Source organism: Streptomyces sp. NPDC055099 (genome assembly GCF_053607685.1).
Genome location: NZ_JBSGUA010000021.1, coordinates 15,665 through 34,221, shown reverse-complemented (window position 1 = coordinate 34,221; position 18,557 = coordinate 15,665). Strand labels below are relative to the sequence as shown.

Below are 18,557 nucleotides of genomic sequence, written 5' to 3'. Positions count from 1 at the left end.
ACGGCTCCTCTGTGAGCATCGGGCTTCCGACGGCGGTACGCGGCTCAGGAGGCCGGAATGCGGACGTGTCAGGAATGGACGGCCGCAGTGCGGCTGTTGTGGCGGGCCGGCCCCCGGCATACGCTCGCGCTCGCCGCGACCGTGGTCTGCGGGGCGCTCACGGGCCCCCTCATCGTGGTCGCGACCGGACGGCTCGTGGGCGCGCTGCCCGGAGCCGTGGAAGCGGGCGCCGGATCAGAACAGGCCCAGAGCGCGCTGGTCGCCCTCACCGTGTTCGGCGCGCTGACCCTCCTGCGCACGGGGCTGCGCGCCCTGGAGAGCGGGCTCGCGGCGGTGCTGCGACTACGGGCGGCCAGTGTGGTGGAGGACCGGGCCATCGCGGCGGGGACCGGCCCGGACGGCATCGGACACCTGGAGGAGCCTGGGTACGCCGACACCCTGCGCCTGGCCACCGAGCAGGGCACCCGGCCGGACCAACTCGCCTCCCTGCTCCCGGAGATCGTGCGCCCGCGCCTCGAAGGGGTCGGTCTGCTCGTCCTGTTGGCGCCGCTGGCGTGGTGGGCACCGCTCCTGCTGGGGCTCGCGGCGGTGCTGACGTATCGCTCGTATCTGCGCTTGTCGCGTCAGGTGCACGGCAGCATGGAGGCGGCGAGCGCGGTGATCCGCAAGGCGGCCTATCTGCGCTCGCTCGCGCTGGATCCCGAACCGGCCAAGGAGGTACGGGTCTTCGGGCTCGGCGACTGGCTCGCCGAGCGGATGACGGCCGTGTGGCGGTCGGGCATGGCCAAGGTCTGGTCCACCCGCGGGACGGCCGCGCGGCGGGCCTATGGCGCGGTGGGTTTCGTGGTGCTGGGGGAGGGGCTGGTCCTGGGATACGCGGCCTATGCCGCCGCGCGGGGCGACCTGGGGCTGACCGAGCTCGTGATCAGCGCCCAGGCCGCGCTCGCCCTGCCCGCGCTGGGCTGGGTCGGCGACGACGACCTCATGGTGCGCGACGCGTTGCTCGGGCTGCGGTCGCTCGTGGCGCTGGAGGCACGGGGAACGGCCGACAGCGGGGCCGGGGTGGTCCGCGGTCGGGGGAGCGCCTTTGGGAACGGCGACGGGTGGGCCCGCCGGGCTCGCGTCAACGGCCATGGGGCGGCCGAGAATGGCCACTGCGACGGCCGGGTTCCGGCCGTGCGGCACGGCATCACCTTCGAATCCGTGGACTTCACCTACCCCGGCACGGAGCAGCCCGTGCTGCGCGGCCTCGACCTGACGATCCCCGCCGGTTCGTCCGTGGCGATCGTCGGGGCGAACGGTTCCGGCAAGACGACGCTGATCAAACTCCTCGCCCGGCTGTACGAGCCCGACGCCGGGCGCATCACGGCGGACGGCGCGGACCTGCGCGCGTACGACGCGCGGCAGTGGCGGCGAGGCATCTCCGTGGTCTTCCAGGACTTCGTGAAATATCCGCTGACGCTGCGCGACAACGTGGCGATGGGTGCGCCCGGCGTCGGCGCCGACGCGGCTGCCCTCAAGCGCGCCCTGGAACTGGCCGACGGCGCCGAACTGCCCGGCAGGCTCGGCGCGGGCTGGGACACCGTGCTGTCCCGGCAGTTCGCGGGCGGCGCCGACCTGTCCGCCGGTCAGTGGCAGCGGGTCGCGCTCGCCCGCGCGCTGCTGGCCGCACGGTCGGGAGCCGTGCTCGTGCTGGACGAGCCCACCGCGCATCTCGACGCGCGGGCGGAGGCCGACTTCTTCGACCGTTTCCTGACGGTGAGCGGGGAGGCCACCACGATCCTGGTCTCGCACCGCTTCTCGGGCGTACGCAAGGCCGACCTCATCCATGTCATGGACGGCGGGCGGATCGTGGAGAGCGGCTCGCACGACGCCTTGATGGCGCTGGGCGGCAAGTACGCCCGGATGTACCGGCTCCAGGCCGAGCGTTTCGTCGACGGCGACACGGAGACCGCCGTTCGTGAACCCGGCGGGTCCGCGCCGCCGCCCCGGCCGAGCACGCGACCGGCGGATCACGCGCTGCCAAAAGGCGCGCTGCCAAAAGGCGCCCTGCCGAAAAGCACCGACGACCCCGACCTTCCCGAAGGCGCCCCACGTGGCCGGCGCGGCGTGCTCGACGCGCTGCGCACCCTGGTCGTCGAGTCCTTCCGTGAGTCCTGGAAACTCGCCGTACTCGGCTTGCTGCTCGTACCCGCCGCGGCCGGACTCGCGGCCCTGCAAGCCCTGTGGCTGAGGTCCATGGCCGAGGGAGCCCAGCAGGGACTGCTGGAATCCACGGTGTCGGCGGCCCTTCTGCTGGTGGTGAGCCTCGGCGTGTGGGAGGCGGTCGAACTGGCGGCGATCGGCGCCAGGATCGGGCTCAGCGAACGGGTCGGCTTCGCCTTCGACCGGCTCCTGGCACGGCTGGCCGCGGGGATACCCGGCCTGCGCCACCAGGAGTCTCCCGCGTTCCAGGACCGGCTCCACCTGCTGCGAGACCGCACCCTGGCCATGGGCGCCCTGCTCAACTGGGTGCTCAACCTGCTCGAACAGCTCGGCGGCTTCCTGGTGACCGCCGCCCTGCTGGCCACCGTCCACCCGGCCCTGCTCGTGCTCCCGCTCATCGGCGCGCTCGCCCTGCGCCTGCAGATCGCCGCCCGAGGTGTCATCGCCCGCGCACAGGAGACCACGGCGGCCGACTACCGGCTGGCCGCACGCCTGGCCCGCCTCGCGACCTCGCCGGACGCGGGCAAGGAACTGCGCGTCTTCGACGCGGGGCCCGAACTGTGGTCCAGGGTGGGCGAGTTGCGTGGCCGGGCGGACAGCGTGACGAGCCGGGCGCAGTGGCGGTTCGCCGCGATCGGGTGTGTGGCCGGACTGCTCAACACCCTTGGTCTGATCGGCGCGGTCGCCTTCGTCGTGCATCTCGCGGTGACCGGGCAGACGGGCCTCGGCGCCGTCCTGCTCGCCGTCGTCCTGGCCGGACGCTTCACCGGACATGTCGGCGGGCTCGTGCAGGCCACGGGTGCCGTCGTCGAACTCCTGCAGAGCGCCGAGCGGTTGCGCTGGCTACGGACGTACGCCGAACAGGCGAGCTTGGCGCCCACGGCGACCGACGCGGATTGGACACCGGTGCCGCCGAGGCTGCGCCATGACATCACCGTCGAGGGGGTGACCTTCCGCTATCCCGGCACCGCGGTGACCACGCTGCACGATGTCGAACTGCGGCTGCCCGCCGGGGGAGTGGTGGCCCTGGTCGGCGAGAACGGCTCAGGGAAGTCCACGCTGGTCAAACTGTTGTGCCGGATGTACGAGCCGACGCGGGGCCGGATCACGGTCGACGGGGTTCCTCTCGACGCCTTCGCCCCGGAGCGGTGGCGCGAGCACATCGGCGCCGCGTTCGAGGACTTCGTGCGCTACGAACTGGCCCTCCGCGAGACCGTCGGCGTCGGCGACCTGTCACGGATCGCCGACCCGCGGGCGATCGCCGACGCCGTGGACCGCGCCGGCGCGACCGACCTGCCCGGCACGCTGCCCGACGGCCTCGACACACAGCTCGGCGGCCGCTGGGAGCGCGGGGTCGACTTGTCGACGGGCCAGTGGCAGAAACTGGCGCTCGCGCGGGCGCTGATGCGTCCGGAGCCCTTGCTGCGTGTCCTGGACGAGCCGACCGCGTCCCTGGACGCGGAAACCGAACACGTCATCTTCGAGCGCTACATCGAGGCCGCGCGGCGTCCGCGGCCGGACGGCGGGCATCCGGACACGGTCACGCTGCTGGTGACCCACCGTTTCTCGACCGTACGCGGCGCCGACCTCATCGTCGTACTCGACCAGGGCCGCGTCGCCGAGACGGGCGGCCACGAGGAACTCCTGTCGCGAGGCGGCCTCTACGCCCAGATGTACGACCTCCAGGCGCGCGCCTACCGGTGACAGGCGGCCCACCGCATACACGCGAGCCCCGGCCACAGGGACCGCGGGCACACGAGAGGGAGCGCCGGCCCGGGCCGGCGCTCCCTCGTCCTACCCGCCACTGGTTACGCGGCAGCGTCCTGCGCGATCACCCACGCCGGGTCCCGCGGCTCCACCTTGTTGGCGAAGGCGACGAGTTGGGCGTACGCGGCCAGGTCCGCCATCGCGGACTGGATCCGCGGCAGCGCGGTGTCCGCCGCCGGGACGTCGATCCGCTGCAGCCACTCACCGATCAGGGCGGCCACCGCGAGCGTGCGGTCACGCATGTCGTTGGCGATGCCGAGCGGGCCACCGGTCCTGGCCTGCCGGGTGAACGCCTCCCACAGCTCGGCCGACTGCGGCACCTGACCCAGGCTGACGCCCGAGCGGTAGAGCCGGTCGTAGTCGAGCCTGCTGTACCAGGCCGCGGTCTCCTTGGTGAGGGTGCCCGTCGCGAGGATGTCGGCCACCTGCTCCAGCATCCTCGCGGCGCCGCCCAGCCGGTCCTGTGCCGCCGCGGCGTACACGGCGGCACCGGCCACCCCGTCGCCGTGCTCGGCGAGTTCGAGGGCCCGGCACAGCTCGCTGGTGGCCGCGTTCAGTTCGGTGCCCGCAGCCAGCGCGAGCTGCTTCTTGTTGCGCAGGTCCTCCTCACTGAGACTGAGGAGCTTGTTGCAGACGGCGCTCATATCCCGTTCCTCCTTTCCTGGCCGGCACCGGCGACGGCGACGGCGCTGGGGGTCATGCCGAGGATGTTGATGACGGCCAGGGCCTGACCGTAGATACGGATGCGGTCGAACCCGGTGAGCAACTGCCAGGCCACGCGCTGCCAGTCCGCGGCACCCGCCTCGGACGCGTGGGCCGCGAAGCCCTCGAGTCCCGCCGCGAACCCGGTCAGCTCGGACACGAAGTGGCCGAACGCCGCTTCGTCGCCGCCCTCTTCGTAACGCAGCGCGATGGCCTCGACGGCAACCTGGTCCAGCTGGACCAGGTCCGCCTCCCGGGCCGCGCCGAGCGTCTCGCGCACCGGGGCGGCCCCGCCGCCCGCGACCCGCAGCCGCTCGTCGTGGACCGGGTAGAAGCCCAGCTCCTGGGCGACGCGGTGCGAGGCGCGGTACTCCACCAGCGCGGCCCGCACGGCGGCGGCAGCGCAGCGCACCCGCAGGGCGGCCTGGCGCATGTCGTTGAGCTCCAGGTCGGAGTGCATCAGGTGCAGCTCGCTGCCCGCCCGCATGAAGTGGGCCGAGCCGGTGGCGATGGGGCCGTCCACGCGCTCGTACAGGGACTGTTCGGCCACGCTGCCATCCGGCAGGCTGGGGGCTTTGTTGCAGACCCTACTCATATAGGTCGTGCCTCCTTGGTTGTCCGATGTCGGTCGTACGGTGTTGCCACGCCCGTCCTCCGGCGTCCGACGGGAAGCCGCACCAAACCGGCGGACGGCGTTTCACGAATGCCGTAGTGACAGCCGGTGTGGTGCCCGGTCGCCGGTGCGCGGGATCCGAGCGGTAGCTGGATGCTCGCCCGCGTTCCGGGAGGAGATCCTCGAAATCGGGCACCGCCGGACAGGTCCGGATGGCTTCGGCCAGGCGGCGGCCATACGGCCTCGCCCGGTGCGGGCCGGTACGGAGGATGCGATCCATGCCAGCGGGAACGGGGGCGGCGGGACACCCGCCGGACGGGGGATCGCGGGAGGCGACGGCAGACGTCGGCCCGGTCGATTCCGTGGACACGGCTGATGCGCTGGCCGCGCTGCTGCGCCAGTTGCGCAGGCGCGCCGCGCGCAGGGACGGGGGCGCGCAGATCACCTATCGGCAGCTGGCGGCGCGCACGGGATGGGCGCACGGGGTGATCGGCGACTACTTCGCGGGCAAGACCCTGCCGCCGACGGACCGCTTCGACGCCCTGGTCCAGCTGCTCGGCGCCACCGGGCACGAACTGCGCCAACTCGCCACCGCCCGCGACCGGGTGGAGGAGGCGCGCCGCTCCCGTACGGGCGCCAACGGCCGCGCGGGTCCATCCGGGAAGGCGGGCGCCGCCTGTTTGCCGCCGGTGCCGCGCCAGTTGCCCGCGGACATTCCCGAACTCCCCGGCCGGACAGGGGAGCTGGACGTACTGGGCGTGCTGCGCCCGGCCGCGCGGGGCAAGGGGCCACTCGTGGTCGCCCTCGACGGCCCCGGCGGCGTCGGCAAGTCCGCGCTCGCCGTGCACGCGGCCCATCGACTCGGTGAGCGGTTTCCCGACGGCCAGCTCTACGCGGACCTGCGGGGCTCACGCCGCGACCAGCACCCGGTTCCGGCCGACGTCGTGCTCAGGCGCTTCCTCGCCGCCCTGGGTGCGCCGCGGCCGTATCCGGGAAGCGCGGCGGACGCGGCGGCGGCCTACCGCACGCTGCTCACCGAGCGGCAGGTGCTGATCGTCCTCGACAACGCCCTGGACGCCGCCCAGGTGCGTCCCCTCCTGCCCGCCGCGCACGGCTGCGCGGTCCTGGTCACCAGCCGTGGTGTCCTCGCCGCCCTGAACGGCGCCGTCCACCTCCACGTGACGCCACTGCCGCCGGCGGCGTCCATCGAGGTGCTCGGCCTGTGGGCGGGAGCGGGGCGCCTGAAGGGCGAGTGTGCCGCCGCCGAGGCGATCGCGCGCCACTGCGATCACCTGCCGCTGGCCCTGCGCATCGCGGGCGCCCGCCTGGCGGCACGGCCCCGGTGGCCGGTACGCGAACTCGCCGACCGCCTGACCGACCCCGAGCGCCGCCTGGCCGAGCTGTCCTTCGCGGACCTGGACATGCACGCGGCCCTCGAAGCGGGCCACCGGGAACTCCTGACCCGCGGCCCCACCGGCCGGGCGGCAGCGCTCGCGCTTCCCCTGCTGGCCGCCGTACAGGGCGAGTTGACGGTGCCGCGGGCTGCGGCGACGACCGGCGGGGCGCCCTCGGAGACCGAGGTGATCCTGGAGCAACTGGTCGACGTGCAGTTCCTGGAGTCCCGTGCCCCCGGCCGCTACTGCTTCCACCCGCTCACCCGGCTGTTCGCCCTGCGATCGTGTGGGGCATGAGTGAATGGGTGGATCGCGTCGACGAGCGGGACGAAGTGCTGGCCGTCGTGGACAGGGCTGAGGCGATACGGCACAAGTGGCTGCACCGGGTGGCGACCATCGTGTGCCGTGACCCGGCCGGGCGCATCTTCGTGCACCGCCGCCCCGACGACATGTCCCGCTTCCCGGGCCAGTTCAACTGGATGATGGGCGGGGCCGCGGACGCCGGGGAGTCCTACGAGGAGGCCGCCGCGCGGGAACTCGCGGAAGAGCTCGGCGTTCAGGGGCAGCCACGGTTCGTGCTCAAGTTCTGCTGCGCGGGGGTGATCAGCCCGTACTGGCTCGGCCTGCACGAGGTCGTGGTCACGGAGCCGGTGCGACCAGATCCCTCGGAGGTCGCGTGGCACGCCTGGATGACGGAGCGCGAACTGGCTGACTTGGTGCGCCACGAGGACTTCGTCCCCGACGCCCGTGAGGCGTACGAACACTACGACCGGTACCAGCACGGCGGGCACGAACGCCCTTATATGTCCCAGTAGTTGAGCGGAGCCGACCCCACGCTGTGCCCTCTGCGGTCAAGGACCCGCCCCACATGCTTGACCGTGCGCAGCACCACGGCGCGCTCCGTGATGCGCAGATCCAGGTGCGCCAGGCGGCTGTTGAGCAGCGCCTCGGTGGTGTGGACCTCGGACAGCGTCGGCAGCCAGATGTCCAGCACCAGGTTGTGCGCGCCCGCGGTGATGCTGCACATGCGCAGACCGGGCAGGGTGCGCAGCGCGCTCACCGTCTCGTCGAGATGCTGGGCGGGCACCGACCCGAAGTAGACGACCGAGACCGGGAAACCGGTCAGCGGCCTGGCCAGCGCGCAACGCAGCGAGAGCCGCCCCGTACCGATCAGGACGCGGAGCCTGCGCCGGACGGTGGCGGCGGAGGCGCCCACGGCCGCGGCCAGTTCCGTCAGCGGCATCCGGCCGTCGACGCCGAGCGCCAGAGCGATCCGGCGGTCCAGGGGCCGCAGAGGTTCGTCGGGCATCGCCGGCCGGTCCACGGTCAGGGCGGCGCGCTGCCGGCGGGTGAGGCTGCGCAGCCGCCAGGAGGCTCCCTCGAAGGGGGCCGCGGTGATGACGTGGCTGCGTACGGCGCGCACGCCGGGCAACTGCGACACTCGGTCGCCGGTGAGCCGGGCGAGACCGTCGAGATCGGCGGCACCGACGATCGCGAGCAGATCACGCCCGCCCGACGTCTGCTTGAGGCTCAGCACCTGCGGATCGCGGGCGAGCCGGCCGATGGTGTCCTCGCTCAGGCGCCCGTGCATGTCGATCTCGATCTGGGCGTAGACACCCTCGTCGTGGCCGGGCGAGAGGTAACCGTCGACCCAGGCCACGCCCGCGTTCACCATGCGCTCCCAGCGGCGGGCGACGGTCACCGCGTCGACCTCAAGGACCTCGCCCAACCGCACCCAGGGCACTCGGGGCTGGATCTGCAGGCCGTGCACGACGGCGAGGTCGAGTTCGTCCAGGGCGTGCGTGCGCTGCGCGCCCTGGGTGTCCGGGCCCGGCGTGGTGTGCTTCTCCCGCGTGTCCATGAGGTGTGCCGAATCCTGCGTAGAAGGCGTCGTGCTGAAGGATTCCGGCGATTTTACATAGTCGTGATCCCTGATACCGAGGATCGTCGGCCATGAGCCACGCACAGTTCTCCTCCTTGCGCATCATCCGAGCCCGCCTCGTGGACGGCACCGGCGCGGCGCCCGTCACGGACGCCGTCATCGACATCGACGAGGACGGCACGATCGTCCACGCGGGCCCCGCCGCCACCGCACCGCAGGCGCCCGCCCGGGCCCGCACCGTGGACGCGGCGGGACGCACGGTCCTGCCGGGCTTCATCGACACCCATGTCCACCTCGCCATCGAATCGCCCCGGCAGATGGTCCGCCGCCACGAGAGCGACCAGACCCTGGAGACCTTCCGCACCGCCGAACGCCTGCGGATCACCCTGGAGGCGGGCATCACCACCGCCCGTGACCTGGGCGGGCTGCCGGCCGGCTACCGGGACGCGGTCGCCGCGGGCCTCACCAACGGCCCCCGGCTGCACACGGCGGTCCGCATCCTCAGCCACACCGGCGGCCACGCGGACTTCCACACGGAGTGCGGCTTCGACCCCAGCGCCGGGGTGGGCGAGATCGCCGACACCCCCGACGAGGTGCGGGTCGCGGTGCGCCGCCTGCTCCGCTCCGGCGCCGACGTGATCAAGGTCTGTGCGACCGGCGGCATGAGCAGCCCCTACGACCAGCCCGACGACGAGGGCCTGACCGTCGAGGAGATCCGCACGGTCGTCGACGAGGTGGCCCGGCACGGCGGCCGCCCCGTGGCGGCCCACGCCCAGGGCACCGCGGGCATCATGAACGCGATCCGCGGCGGCGTGAGCAGCGTCGAGCACAGCTACGGCCTCACCGCGCAGGCCCGCGAACTGGCAGGGGAGAACGGCACGTTCGTGGTGCCGACCCTCTCGACGGTGTTCGACGGCATCGACCGCTCGACCATGCAGCCCTTCCACTACGAGAAGAAGGTCCGCTGGTCCGGCATCACCCGGGAGAACATCGCGGCGGCCATCGCCGACGGCGTACGGATCGCGATGGGCACCGACGCCGCGATGGTGCCGCACGGCCGCAACCTGCGCGAGCTCTCCCACCTCGTCTCCCTGGGCATGACCCCGGAACAAGCCATCGAGGCGGGCACCCGCAGCGCCGCCGAACTCCTGGGCCTGGCCGCGGAGATCGGCACCCTCGAACCGGGCAAACACGGTGACCTGGTGATGTGCGACGGCGATCCGCTCGCGGACATCTCCGTCCTCGCCGACCCCGCCCGCATCGTGCTCGTCGCCCAGCGCGGCGCCGTACGCAAGGACCCCCTCGGCCTGGCGCGGACCGTGCCCGCGGCCGGCGGCGCGCCATCGCAAGGAGCAGCCGGATGAGCACCTCGGCCACCCCCACGAAGACTCCGGCGGGCGGAGCGCCGCAGCGCTCCGTGCTCGACAAGGTCCTGAACGGCATCGAGCGCGCGGGCAACAGGCTGCCGCACCCCGTGCTGCTCTTCCTCGGCCTGTTCCTGATCATCGGCACGGTCTCGACGGTCCTCGCCGCCGCCGACACCGCCGTCACCGTGCCCGGTGAGGACAAGACCCTCGCGGTCAAGGGCCTGTTCAGCGGCGAGGGCGTGCGCTGGCTGCTGGAAAACTTCATCCCGAACTTCACCGGCTTCCCCTCGCTCGGCACCGTCCTGCTGATGATGGCCGCGGTCGGCGTGGCCGAGAAGACGGGCCTCCTGGAGACAGCCGTACGCGCCTCCATCGCGCGCGCCCCCAGGCGACTGCTGCCCTACCTGGTCGCCTTCGTGTCCTGCCAGGCGCACCTGATGAGCGACGTCGCGATCCTGGTGATCCCGCCCCTTGCCGCACTCGCCTTCAAGAACGCGGGCCGCAACCCCATCGCGGGCCTCATCGGCGGCTTCGCCTGCGTCTGCGCGGGCTACGCGGCGGGCTTCTCCATCGGCGCGCTCGACGCGCTCTACACCGGCATCACGCAGCAGGCCGCCGCGGTCGTGCCGGGCGGCGAGAGCGCCCCCACCCACATCCTCATCAACTACTTCTACACCGCCGCGGCCAGCTGCATCCTCGCCCTGATCGGCGGCTTCCTGATCTCCCGCGTCCTGGAACCCCGGCTGCCGCAACCGGACCCGGAGGCGGAGACGCAGAGCGAGGGGAGTGAGGGCGGCGAGGCCACCCCACAACCCGCCGTCACGGTCACCGTCAGCGCAAGGCAGCGCACCGGCCTGCTGCGCTCGGGCATCGCCGTCCTGCTGTACGCGGCCGTCGTGGTCACCTGCTGGCTGCTGCCGGGCTCACCGCTGCGCGGCGAGGGCGGGGCACTGGTCCCCTCGCCGGTCCTCAACGGCATCGTGCCTCTGCTGTTCGTCGCGTTCGTCCTGGCAGGCATCGTCTACGGCCGCACCGTCGGCACACTCAAGCGCGCCGACGACGCGCCCCGCATGATGGCCGAGTCCATCACCGGAATGTCCGGCTACATCGTCCTGATCCTGGTGATATCCCAGGTCATCGGCGTCTTCGACTGGTCCAACGTCGGAACCCTGCTCGCGGTCAACGGCGCCAACCTCCTTGAATCCGCGGGCCTGACCGGCTTCACGGGCCTGGTCCTGTTCGTCCTCCTGGTCTGCGTCCTGAACCTGTTCGTCACCTCGGGCTCGGCCCTGTGGTCCCTGGTCGCGCCGGTCTTCGTCCCCGCGTTCATGCTCATCGGCATGGAACCCGCCGTCACGCAGGCGGCGTTCAGGATCGGTGACTCGGCGACCCAGATGATCACGCCGCTCAATCCGTACGTCTTCCTGATGCTGACCATCCTGCGCCGCTACGAACCAGGGGCGCAGCTCGGCACGGTCCTGTCGAGACTCTCGGTGTTCGTGGTCCCGTTCCTGATCGCCTGGCTCGCGGTCCTGGGCCTCTTCTACGGCCTTGGCCTGCCGCTCGGCCCCGGCGCGGACATCCGCCGCTGAGTTCGGCTCGCCAGGGGTGCGTGAAGCGGATTATGGAGGCTGGCCCTGTCTTGGTCTTCGTCTCCATAATTCGCTTGGCCCACCCACCACCGGCCCCTAGAGTGAACCCACTTCGACGAGACGTTCCCCAGAAGCACGCCGCAGAGCGGGAGCGTCCCACCTCGCTGAGGTGCAGGGGAGGCGGCAGTTTCTTTGTCGACCCTTCCTCCGGAGGCTTCCGTCATGAACGTCGGTATCGGTCTGCCCATCGGCGACCCCGCCAACTTGCTCACCTGGGCCCAGCGCGCCGACGCGGGCCCCTTCAGCACCCTCGGCCTGCTCGACCGGCTCGTCTACGACAACCCCGAGCCCCTGGTCGCCCTCGCTCTCCTCGCGGGCGCCACCTCGCGCATCCGCGTCCAGACCGAGGTCCTGCTCGCCCCGCTGCGCGACACCGCCCTCCTCGCCAAGCAGGCCGCCACCCTGGACCAGATGTCCGGCGGGCGCCTGGTCCTCGGCCTCGGCGTCGGTGGCCGCGACGACGACCACCAGGTCACCGGCATCGACCTCCACACGCGCGGCCGACGCCTCGACGAGCAGATGGCGGTCATGCGCCGCCTGTGGTCCGGCGAACCGTACGGAGCCGGCATCGGTCCGATCGGCCCCGCGCCCGCCAGGCCGGGCGGCCCCGAGGTCCTCTTCGGCGGCTTCAAGCCCGCCGCGATCGAACGCGTCGCACGCTGGGGCGACGGCTTCCTCGCCGCCGCGCCGCCCGCCTGGGCAGGCGGTCTGTTCGACACCGCCCGCAAGTTCTGGAAGCAGTACGACCGCGAGGGCGAACCGCGCATCGTCGCCCAGATCAACGTCGCGCTCGGCCCGGACGAGGTGATCGAGGACGCCCGTAGGAACATGCACGCCTACTACGCCTTCACCGGCACACCGGACCGCATGGTCGCCGGCCTGTGCACCACCGCGCCCGCCATCCGCGAAGCCATCGCCCGCTACGCCGACCTGGGCGCCGACGAGGTCATGCTCTACTGCTACGGCCTCGACCCCGACCAGGTGAACCGGCTCGCCGAGCTTGTGTGACGGGTCATCAACCGCCGGAAGGACAAGACGTGGGCAACGGACTGCGCTGGATAGCGAACGGGTACGACGGGAGCTACACCTTCACCCTGTGCCAGGGCATCACGCCGCGGGAACTGCTGGTGCGGATCGGAGCGAAGCCACACCACATCCACGAGCTGACCGACCTGGCGGTCGCAGAGTTGTCGGTGCGGCCGGAGGACGGCCATCTCAGCGACCTGGAATTCCTCGACTGGGAGGACGAAGACCTGGTGACCCGGCTGACCGAGGCCGGGTTCCTGTCGCACCCGGACGTGATCGTGCGGGCCGGGGCCGTCCCGGGCTGGGCGTACGCCATCGAGAGCTTCACCTCTCGCTCGCGCAACCACCTGGGAGCACTCTCGCGGGGCACCCGGGCCTACACCGTCTTCAGCTCCGGCGCAGGCATGCAGCGGGTAGGCCATGCTCGCGACGGCCGGGTGCTGAGCGACTACGAGCCTTGGGAGGCGGCGGGCCCGGGGGGAGCCGCGACGGAGCAGCAGGTACCCGGGTTCACCTACACCGGTGAGGAGGCAGCCGACGTCGCCTTCCTCGACTTCCTGGAGGTAGAGCTGGGAGTTCACATCGCCTGGGAAAACACCCTCCCGCCGCTGCCCACCGCCGCCTTCGCGGACGCCTTTTCCTGACGCGGGTGCGAGACGCACGCGCGGTTGCCGGTCGTGGTGTCCTGGAGCAGGATGCGGGGATGCGCTTCTCGGTGAACATCCCGAACTTCGGTGACTTCGCAGATCCCAGGACCGTGGCGAAGTTGGCCGTGGCGGCGGAACAAGCGGGGTGGGACGGGCTGTTCGTCTGGGATCACGTGCTGCATCGCAAGCATGCGGGCAGGCCCTTCGGCGACCCGTGGATGCTGCTGACCGCCGCCGCGCTCGCGACCTCCCGGATCAGGCTGGGCACGCTGGTCACGCCGGTCGCGCGGCGGCGCCCGCAGCAGCTGGCCCGGCAGGTGGCGACCCTGGACGTCCTGAGCGGAGGGCGGGTCACCTTCGGCGCGGGCCTCGGCGGACCCGTCGAGGACGAGTACGCGAGCTTCGGCGACACCACTGACCCGAAGGTGCTTGCCGAGCGCCTCGACGAGGGCCTGGACCTGTTGCGGCGCTACTGGTCGGGCGAGCCGGTGCACCACGACGGACGCCACTACCAGGCACGCGACGTGACCCTGCTGCCGGCCACGGCGCAACGCCCCCGGCCGCCGATCTGGGTCGCCGGTTTCTGGCCGAACCGTCCGCCCATGCGCAGGGCCGCGCGCTGGGACGGCGCGGTCCCGCTGTTCACCGATGCCAAGCACGGACATGTGCCGCCGATCAGTCAGGTCCACGACTTGGTGGCGTTCTTGGAGAAGCAGCGCGAGGACCGGTCCGGCACGCCCTTCGACATCGTTCTCGGCGGCGCGTCGCCGGGCGGGAACGCGGCCAAGGCCCGTGACCTGATCGGCCCGCTGGCCGAGGCGGGAGTCACCTGGTGGGACGAGCGGCAGATTCAGACCAGCGACGGACTCGACCGGTTCGAGCCTGTACTGCGCCGCGTCGAACAGGGCCCGCCGACTCTGTAGAAGCAGCTCGCGGACGGCAGCGGTCAGGCAGCTGCCCTCAGCGTGGCGGTGCCCGGGCCGTCCAGCTCGGCCAGTGCTTCCCTGCGTCCGGAGATGGCCAGCAGCAGGGCGAGGGCGGTTCCGTGCACCTGCGGTCCTTCGCCGAGTGTCAAGTCGGCGTCGGTGGGTGCCAGTTGCAGCCCGGCGACCTTCTCCTTGGCCCCGCCGAAGGACGTCGACGTACGAGCCTGGAGGCGCAGTGATCTGATGACGGCCTCCGGCAGGTAGGTGTGGGTGAGCCCCAGGGGGCGACGAATGTCCTCGCCGTGGACGACCTCCTCGACGAGCCGGGTGTCGAGGGGCGCCGGAGGCGCCGATGTACGCGTGGCCACCTGCCGCAGGCGTTCCAAGGTCTCCTGCGGTGTGGCGCCGCGCTCGCGCCGCACCCCGCGTGTGTTCTGCCGGTCGAAGTCGAAACGCGCACGGATCATGCCGCCCACGAAACCCAGGCGCGTGGTGCGAGCCGTGTCGACCAGGTGGGCGACCACGTCGTGCACGGTCCACCCCGCGCACAGGGAGGGATGATCCCACTGCTTGTCGTCGAGGCGCGTGAGATCCTCGACCAGCGCCGCACGCTCCGCGTGGACCATCGACCAGACATCATCGTTCACGGCTGTTCCTTTGCTCGATCCCAGTGTCTGTCAGGGGAAGACCTGTGGCGCGGCAGGAACTCATCGGGGTGGGCGTCGAGAGGCGGCCGGCGGGAAGGATGGCAGGGATGAGTTTCAGGCTGGCGGCATACGCGGTGTGCGTCGAGGACGGACGAGTGCTGCTCGCCCGTCACGTATCTCCTCATGGTGAGTCCACGTGGACGCTTCCGGGCGGCCGGGTCGAGCACGGCGAGGACCCGTTCGACGCGGTCATCCGGGAGATCGCCGAGGAGACCGGCTGCCAGGCGGTGGTGGAGAGCTTGCTGGGCGTGGACTCACGAATCATCCCCGCGGCCGAGCGCCGGATCCCCGGCGGGCCGGATCATCAGAACCTGGGCATCTTCTACGAGGCGCGCATCACCGCGGGTCAACTCCGCCCCGAACCGAACGGCGCGATCGCCGAGTCGGTCTGGACCCCGATCCCCGAGGTCGCCGGCCTGCGCCGGTCATCGCTGGTCGACATCGGCCTCGCCTTGGCGCTGACCCGGCCCGCCACCGGTCACGTCGCTCCTGTCCCGGTCGGCGGCCTGATCCAGCACTGAGGTCTGCTGTACGGCGCGGTGTGCGGTTCACGTCGGCTCCCACACCGAGCAGTCGTGCGCGAAGAGCACTCTGCGCGGGTCGAATGCGGTGAGCCGTTCCATCCAGGGCCGGTAGGCAGGCAGGGGTGGCTCAAGGCCGTCCCGGATCGCCCGGTGAGCCATGTGTTCCGAGGCGAAGTCGGAGGCGAAATCGTGTGCCTGGCCGGCCAGGACGACGGTTCCGTCGGCTCGCCGGATCACCAGCGATTGATGCCCCTCGGTATGGCCGGGGGTGGGGACGATCCAGACGCCGGGCCACAGCTCCGCTTCACCGGTGAGCTCCCTGTAGGCGGCGCCGGGGAAGTCGACGAGCGCGTCGATGGTGTAGCCATCTCTGCGGGCATCGGCCAGCTCCGTCGCCTGCACCACGATGGGGGTGCCGGCGAACAGTGGGTTGCCGCCGCAGTGGTCGAAGTGCAGATGGCAGTTCACCACCACGGAGACATCGGCGGGGGCGACGCCCGCCTCCGCGAGCGCGGCGTCGAGCGGTCTGCGCCGGGGCCGGTAGTGGCTCTCGGTTCCGGGATCGGCGGCGCCGACACCGGTGTCGAAGAGGAGCAGCCCGTGCTCGTGCCGCACCAGATATCCGAGTACGGGCTCCACGCGCGGCCGCTCCGTTCCGGCCTCCGCCGCCGGTCGAACGATGTACCCCAAATCGAGCCGCCGCACAGCCACTTGCTTCTCCATCACCCCAGCCTCCCAGGCCCCGCGCCCCGCCCTACGAAGGTTCTGCCGACAGCAGACCGGGCCGGAGTCCGGGCCTGACTCTGTACGCGGGAGCCATGAGGCCACGCTTCGGGGGTTCGCTCACGTCATGGACCGCAGGGGCGGGTGCTGCGTGGTTATCCCCGGGGGCTGAAGCAGGGGAGGAGGCTCGGGCCCGGGATCCTCGGCGACCATCACGCCTGCGCCACAGTGGTCGAAACCGACGGGCCAGCGCGTGAGTTCGCTGGCCATCGCACCGGTCAGCCGTGTCTGTCGCAAGTCGGCCGTGCTCAGGTCGGAGCCACGTAGGTCGGCCAGCCGCAGGTCGGCCCCACGGAAGACAGCGTGGCCCGCGTCGGCCTTGCGCAGGTTCGCCTCGCGTAGGTCGGCTCCCGTGAAGTCCGCGTCACGCAGGTCGGTTTCGACCAGGCGCGCGCCCCGTAGATCGGCAAGTACGCAGCGGGCCCGGCGCAGGATCGCCGTCGTGAGGTCGGCGTGCCGCAGGTTGACCGCGACGAGGGACGCCTGCGTCAGGTTGGCGTGGTACAGGCCTGCCGCCTCCATGCAGGAACGGTCGAGGTTGACCTCATGCAGCCACAGCCCGTCGCAGTCGGCTCGGCGCAGGTCCGTGACACTGAGATTGAGCCAGGAATGCTCCCGGGGCTGCAGCAACAACACGCCGAGCCCGGTCAGCGCCACCTGGGCGTCGGCGGCGCGGACCTCCAGCGGCACCACGTCATTGATGGGCGCGTCGGCCCGCGGAGCTTCCGGTCCAGCGGGCGGCCAGGGCAGATGCGTGCGCAAGTACGCGGCCTGGATGGAGATGACAGCCTCCCGGTCGCGGGCGGAGTGCTCCGCGATCCGCCACAGCGCGTGGAGTCCGCCGATGCGTGTTTGCAGCTTGTCACTGCCGAGCTGATCGACGGCCGTGCTGAACCGGTCGGTGACATGGCCTTCCTGGGTGGCACGCAAACCGTCCTGGCTGACGCGCAGTTGCCGCCAGGTGGCGTATGCGCCGAACAGCAGGACCATGCCGCCCACGGCCTGCAGGAGGGTCGTACGGACGTCGTTCACGGCCTTCAGCCGGTCTTGCGCGGCCACGCTCGCCCCGGCCAGGTCGTGGTCGACCACCATGCCCGGCAGGACGATCAGCAGGGCGCCCAGAGCGGCCAGCCCCGCTGCCGTGGCCAGTGACGCCGTGAACGCACGTTGCCAGGACGGCCGCTCGCGCCACGGCCTGCGACCGCGGCCCGGCTCCCCCATCTCCATGGTCATGGGAGCCTATGCGCGCCGCGAAAGTCGATCAAGGCGCGCGAGCCGGACCGTGAGCCAGCCCGCGGGCGGGGCGTCTTGCTCGTTGCCCCTGACCCCGGCCCGCACATCAGCGCCTGCTGGAGCCAGGTCTAGGCTCAGGCTCGCGGAGTGCTCACCGAGCGAGGGGGGAAGTCCGATGAAGGTCGTGTTGGCCGGAGGGACCGGGCAGGTCGGAGCTGTCCTGGAGCGGGCGATGACCGCCGCGGGGCATGAGGTCGTCGTACTGACCAGGAATCCCGTGCGTGAGCATCACGTGGGCTGGGACGCGCGGACACCGGGTCCCTGGACCGCGGAAATCGACGGCAGTGATGTCGTGGTCAACCTGGCGGGGCGCAGTGTGAGCTGTCGCTACACCGAGGCCAATCTGCGCGACATGATGGACTCGCGGGTGCAGTCCGCCGAAGCCGTCGGCGCGGCCATCGCCGCAGCCGCCAAGCCGCCCGCGCTCTGGCTGCAGATGAGCACCGCCACCATCTACGCGCACCGTCATGACGCACCGCACGACGAGGCGACCGGTGTCATCGGCGGTACGGAGACCGGCGTCCCGGACTACTGGGAGTACAGCGTCCGGATCGCCAAGAACTGGGAGCGCGCCCAGCAGGACGCCGACACCCCGCACACCCGCAAGGTCGCTCTGCGCGCGGCCATGGTGATGAGCCCCGACCGGGGCGGTGTCTTCGACGTCCTGCTGCGGATGACGAGGCTGGGTCTGGGCGGGCCGGTCGCGGGCGGAGCCCAGTACCTCTCCTGGATCCACGACCAGGACTTCGTGCGCGCGGTGGAGTTCCTGATCGCCCGCGACGACATCACGGGCCCGGTGAACCTGGCCGCGCCCGGCCCACTCCCGCACCGCGCGTTCATGCGTGCGCTGCGGGCCGCGGCAGGTGTCCGGTGGGGACTTCCCGCCACCAGGTGGATGGCGGAGATCGGCGCCTTCGTGATCCGCACGGACACGGAACTGCTCCTCAAGAGCCGCCGAGTGATCCCGGGCCGGCTGCTCGAAGAGGGCTTCGTCTTCGAGCACGCCGCTTGGCCGGACGCGGCGACCGATCTCGTACGTCGCCGTGCGCGGGCCCGCGCCGGGAGCTGA

General features: G+C 71.7%; 16 protein-coding genes. 10 read left to right on the top strand and 6 right to left on the bottom strand.

Going from position 1 to position 18,557, the window contains the following annotated elements; translation table 11 throughout:
* Positions 1-57: 57 nt before the first annotated feature.
* On the top strand, positions 58-3,909 hold the full coding sequence (locus ACWFRU_RS36475) for an ATP-binding cassette domain-containing protein (protein ID WP_453692388.1): 3,852 nt from the start codon (positions 58-60) through the stop codon (positions 3,907-3,909).
* A 104-nt stretch (positions 3,910-4,013) separates the two neighbouring features.
* Here ACWFRU_RS36475 and ACWFRU_RS36470 read toward each other — a convergent pair whose 3' ends face one another.
* Complete coding sequence (locus tag ACWFRU_RS36470; protein WP_453692387.1) at positions 4,014-4,616, bottom strand: hypothetical protein; 603 nt, start codon at positions 4,614-4,616, stop codon at positions 4,014-4,016.
* Positions 4,613-5,269, bottom strand: a complete 657-nt coding sequence (locus ACWFRU_RS36465) for a hypothetical protein (RefSeq protein WP_453692386.1) — start codon at positions 5,267-5,269, stop codon at positions 4,613-4,615. Before ACWFRU_RS36465 ends, ACWFRU_RS36470 begins: the two co-directional genes overlap by 4 nt.
* 296 nt (positions 5,270-5,565) lie before the next feature.
* Between ACWFRU_RS36465 and ACWFRU_RS36460 the strand changes: the two genes are divergently transcribed.
* Both ACWFRU_RS36460 and ACWFRU_RS36455 read left to right on the top strand, forming a co-directional pair.
* Positions 5,566-6,978: a helix-turn-helix domain-containing protein gene (locus ACWFRU_RS36460; protein WP_453692385.1), complete on the top strand. Its 1,413-nt coding sequence runs from the start codon at positions 5,566-5,568 to the stop codon at positions 6,976-6,978.
* Positions 6,975-7,496 (top strand): NUDIX hydrolase, encoded by a 522-nt coding sequence (locus ACWFRU_RS36455; RefSeq protein ID WP_453692384.1) that lies wholly within the window; start codon positions 6,975-6,977, stop codon positions 7,494-7,496. Before ACWFRU_RS36460 ends, ACWFRU_RS36455 begins: the two co-directional genes overlap by 4 nt.
* Here ACWFRU_RS36455 and ACWFRU_RS36450 read toward each other — a convergent pair.
* Positions 7,481-8,542: an Lrp/AsnC family transcriptional regulator gene (locus ACWFRU_RS36450; protein WP_453692383.1), complete on the bottom strand. Its 1,062-nt coding sequence runs from the start codon at positions 8,540-8,542 to the stop codon at positions 7,481-7,483. The two genes, ACWFRU_RS36455 and ACWFRU_RS36450, sit on opposite strands and share 16 nt — an antisense overlap.
* A 92-nt stretch (positions 8,543-8,634) precedes the next feature.
* On the opposite strand from ACWFRU_RS36450, the gene ACWFRU_RS36445 reads away from it, so the two are divergent.
* The 5 genes from ACWFRU_RS36445 to ACWFRU_RS36425 all read left to right on the top strand — a co-directional run bounded on the left by ACWFRU_RS36445 (position 8,635) and on the right by ACWFRU_RS36425 (position 14,178).
* Entirely contained in the window at positions 8,635-9,927 is a 1,293-nt protein-coding gene (locus tag ACWFRU_RS36445) for an amidohydrolase family protein (RefSeq protein WP_453692382.1), read from the top strand.
* Complete coding sequence (locus ACWFRU_RS36440; RefSeq protein WP_453692381.1) at positions 9,924-11,522, top strand: AbgT family transporter; 1,599 nt, start codon at positions 9,924-9,926, stop codon at positions 11,520-11,522. Before ACWFRU_RS36445 ends, ACWFRU_RS36440 begins: the two co-directional genes overlap by 4 nt.
* Before the next feature lie 222 nt (positions 11,523-11,744).
* Entirely contained in the window at positions 11,745-12,590 is an 846-nt protein-coding gene (locus ACWFRU_RS36435; protein ID WP_453692380.1) for an LLM class flavin-dependent oxidoreductase, read from the top strand.
* Positions 12,591-12,619: 29 nt separating this feature from the next.
* Positions 12,620-13,252 (top strand): DUF6461 domain-containing protein, encoded by a 633-nt coding sequence (locus tag ACWFRU_RS36430; RefSeq protein WP_453692379.1) that lies wholly within the window; start codon positions 12,620-12,622, stop codon positions 13,250-13,252.
* Between the two features lie 59 nt (positions 13,253-13,311).
* Positions 13,312-14,178 (top strand): LLM class flavin-dependent oxidoreductase, encoded by an 867-nt coding sequence (locus ACWFRU_RS36425; RefSeq protein ID WP_453692378.1) that lies wholly within the window; start codon positions 13,312-13,314, stop codon positions 14,176-14,178.
* A 23-nt stretch (positions 14,179-14,201) separates the two neighbouring features.
* On the opposite strand, the gene ACWFRU_RS36420 is transcribed toward ACWFRU_RS36425, so the two are convergent.
* The gene (locus ACWFRU_RS36420) at positions 14,202-14,807 is read right to left on the bottom strand and encodes a maleylpyruvate isomerase family mycothiol-dependent enzyme (RefSeq protein ID WP_453692472.1); all 606 of its coding nucleotides are present in this window, start codon (positions 14,805-14,807) and stop codon (positions 14,202-14,204) included.
* Between the two features lie 128 nt (positions 14,808-14,935).
* Between ACWFRU_RS36420 and ACWFRU_RS36415 the strand changes: the two genes are divergently transcribed.
* Positions 14,936-15,409 (top strand): NUDIX hydrolase, encoded by a 474-nt coding sequence (locus tag ACWFRU_RS36415; protein ID WP_453692377.1) that lies wholly within the window; start codon positions 14,936-14,938, stop codon positions 15,407-15,409.
* A gap of 27 nt (positions 15,410-15,436) precedes the next feature.
* Here the strand turns inward: ACWFRU_RS36415 and ACWFRU_RS36410 are convergent, their stop codons facing one another.
* Both ACWFRU_RS36410 and ACWFRU_RS36405 read right to left on the bottom strand, forming a co-directional pair.
* Positions 15,437-16,135, bottom strand: coding sequence for an N-acyl homoserine lactonase family protein (locus tag ACWFRU_RS36410; RefSeq protein ID WP_453692376.1), 699 nt, complete (start codon positions 16,133-16,135; stop codon positions 15,437-15,439).
* 120 nt (positions 16,136-16,255) lie between these two features.
* Positions 16,256-17,422 carry a pentapeptide repeat-containing protein gene (locus ACWFRU_RS36405; RefSeq protein ID WP_453692471.1) on the bottom strand — a complete coding sequence of 389 codons (1,167 nt, stop codon included), beginning with the start codon at positions 17,420-17,422 and terminating at the stop codon, positions 16,256-16,258.
* Positions 17,423-17,603: 181 nt separating this feature from the next.
* Here ACWFRU_RS36405 and ACWFRU_RS36400 point away from each other — a divergent pair, with 181 nt between their 5' ends.
* The gene (locus tag ACWFRU_RS36400; RefSeq protein ID WP_453692375.1) at positions 17,604-18,557 is read left to right on the top strand and encodes a TIGR01777 family oxidoreductase; all 954 of its coding nucleotides are present in this window, start codon (positions 17,604-17,606) and stop codon (positions 18,555-18,557) included.